We start from the raw sequence: 2617 nt of genomic DNA, 5'->3' as shown, positions 1-2617 counted from the left end.
AAGTACTGAAACCAGTGTTTTCCTTCTAGAGTTGTTTTTTAAAACTTAAATACTGCCTCCACAAGCATATGTTACCAAACATTTATTGGTGGAACATAGTTTTTTCCGATGTAAAAAGTTATGTTCATTACATCTAGTTCATGTTGTAACATTTCACCTGTTTCTACCATTTTTTTGCATTCAGAAAAAGCCACCCCGCAGTCAAGCATATAGCTATTTTTTTCATAGGCTTCGTCTAGAAATCCCCAAAGGCGCATAGCAAATCCAAATTCCGGATCATCCAATTTGCCGCTCCTGTAATCGTACAAGATATCGTTAAAGGCCATACCCACTATAGTAAAATTTTCTGGAACAACCATAACGCGCAACACCATAGCTCCATGATCGGCCAAAATACTTCGCAAGCAGCCAAGCAGCTTAATAGAATCAGATGTGGACCCCATAGTGCAAAAAATGCCATCTCCAGCTATGACATCAGCCTTATTTTTCAAAAAATCAGGCAAATCGAACCAATTTTTTGCTAAAATCTTTTCATTATATTTTTTATCAATAGCTGGCCCTAATAGACTTATAGCATCATTATTAACATCTATGGCCATGACATTATTACTGACTTCATTGGCAGCACGTCGCACTGCCACTGTCATACCCATAACAAATATGGAACTGCCACCATATTGTTCCAAACCATTGCGCATTAGTAACCGATAAGTAGACTCTTCATGCAATGGAGCTGCAGGAGGATATCCTTCAAGATTATCCTCTCCAGAAATGCGCTTTCTAAGCATATCCATGCCCCAAACTTCTCTTATTTGATCCATGATAAAAATACCTCCATTTGTAAATTTCTGTTTGGCAATAGGTGAATAAATTAAAGTTTAAAACTGAGATTTTTTGGTCGAATCCTTCATGGCCATAGTTGACGAAGATCCGCCGGAAATAGCTAAAGAAACACAATCAAAATACCCCGTACCTACTTCTGCGCGGATTGAGGCAAGGCGATCCGTTCTGCGCGTTGCTACCATAATCTTCCAATGGCGACACCTATGCCGCATCATTCGGTTCAGCCTAATACGTAGGTTTTAACAAAACGTTAATTTGGCAAATTTTTTACACATCCGTCTCAGCCCAGCCCACGGCAACGGCATGACAATTCATTTTTGGCGATTTGGCGTCTTGATAGGAACTATTGCTGTTATCAGCACAGCGGCCTTCATAACATCATTCAAATTCACTTCAATCGCTAACGTTGTGATGATTTATGCCACGGTTCCGCTGATGGCTGGTATTCCTTTGCACATTTATCGGAACCCCGTTTTCAGTGCCGCTTCACGAAGTTCTTATCCTTGCTTTGTTCGCCTTGTTTTTCATGGTGGCGTATATCACCCTACAGGAAGGATCAAAGCTGTTATCACCAACTTTGACAGACCTCCTCAGCTTGTTGGAATCACCATTGGCACCCATTTGGGCATGGCTGATTCTGTCTGAAGTTCCAATAGCGTCGACAATTATTGGTGGGGTTGTCGTGATGTTGACCGTGTTAGGGGCAACAATCCGGTTGCCGCACCATTGACCCCCTAACCCATCCCCCTATAACACAGTGCGGAGGGCGGCGGCGATGCTGTCTTGGGCGTCTTCGGTCAGATAGGGGTGCATCGGCAAGGCCATTACCCGCGCGCATAGATCATGCGTGACCGCTAGCCCATCGCTGGCCACCGGATAATGCTGATAGGGCGGTTGCTGGTGCATCGGGATCGGATAATAGATCGCGGTAGGCACGCCAGCTTCGCCGAGCTTGGCACAGATCGCATCGCGGTCACTACCCTGTGGCAGTTTCACAGAATATTGCGCCCAGCTTGATGTGGCACCGGCAGATAAAGATGGGATTTCAACCATATTACTCAGCCGCGACGCATAACGATCAGCCACCGTCTGACGGGCGCTAAGTTCATCGGCGAAAATATCAAGCTTGGCATCCAGCACAACCGCCTGCATCGTATCCAGCCGTCCGGTCATGCCAATACGTATATTGTCATATTTGGTCTTGCCCATGCCATGCACGCGGCATGAACGGATGATCTCGGCAATCTTGTCATCATTGGTAAAGATCGCGCCGCCATCGCCATAGCATCCAAGCGGCTTGGCCGGAAAGAAGCTGGTACAGGTCACATGCGCCAGCTGGCCAACAATGTTGCCGCCCCAGCTTGCCCCGAAACTTTGCGCTGCATCATCGATAACCCACAGATCATGACACGCGGCAAAATCCATAATCGCCGGATAATTGGCAGGCTGGCCAAACAGGCCGACACCGATAATGCCAACAACCTTGATGCCCGCTTTGCGGGCGCTGTCCAACGCCGCATCAAGCTTGGTCGGATCGAGATTAAAGCTGTCATGTTCGACCTCGGCAAAGACCGGAATCGCGCCCATCACCGGCATCACCTCGGCGCTGGCGGCAAAGGTGAAAGACGGCACAATGACACCCTCGCCAGGCTGCAGTTGCAAGCCCATTAGCGCCAGCAGTAACGCATCGGTACCAGATGAACAGGCAATGTTATGGGTAGCGCCAGTCCAGTCAGCAAGGCGGGTTTCAAGCGCGCCGACTTCGGGCCCCATA

Annotated in this window: 3 protein-coding genes; 1 reads left to right on the top strand and 2 read right to left on the bottom strand. The window is 47.6% G+C overall.

The window, feature by feature from the left end:
- Positions 1 to 71 precede the first annotated feature (71 nt).
- On the bottom strand, positions 72 to 821 hold the full coding sequence (locus ACTF7Q_RS10495) for a hypothetical protein (protein ID WP_438997782.1): 750 nt from the start codon (positions 819 to 821) through the stop codon (positions 72 to 74).
- Positions 822 to 1146: 325 nt separating this feature from the next.
- Between ACTF7Q_RS10495 and ACTF7Q_RS10490 the strand changes: the two genes are divergently transcribed.
- The gene (locus tag ACTF7Q_RS10490; RefSeq protein WP_438997781.1) at positions 1147 to 1488 is read left to right on the top strand and encodes a hypothetical protein; all 342 of its coding nucleotides are present in this window, start codon (positions 1147 to 1149) and stop codon (positions 1486 to 1488) included.
- 102 nt (positions 1489 to 1590) lie between these two features.
- On the opposite strand, the gene ACTF7Q_RS10485 is transcribed toward ACTF7Q_RS10490, so the two are convergent.
- Positions 1591 to 2617 (bottom strand): DegT/DnrJ/EryC1/StrS family aminotransferase (locus tag ACTF7Q_RS10485; RefSeq protein ID WP_438997780.1); only part of this gene is annotated, 1027 nt, incomplete at its 5' end.

It is taken from the genome of Puniceispirillum sp. (SeqCode) (assembly GCF_965657105.1).
GTDB lineage: Bacteria > Pseudomonadota > Alphaproteobacteria > Puniceispirillales > Puniceispirillaceae > Puniceispirillum.
Note: the sequence above shows the minus strand (reverse complement) of the source record. Positions and strands in the feature narration are given on the sequence as shown.

What these genes read in the sequence shown, in the direction of transcription:
- ACTF7Q_RS10495 (WP_438997782.1), bottom strand. Translation starts at nt 821, where the DNA reads ATGGATCAAATAAGAGAAGTTTGGGGCATGGATATGCTTAGAAAGCGC.
- ACTF7Q_RS10490 (WP_438997781.1), top strand. Translation starts at nt 1,147, where the DNA reads ATGACAATTCATTTTTGGCGATTTGGCGTCTTGATAGGAACTATTGCT.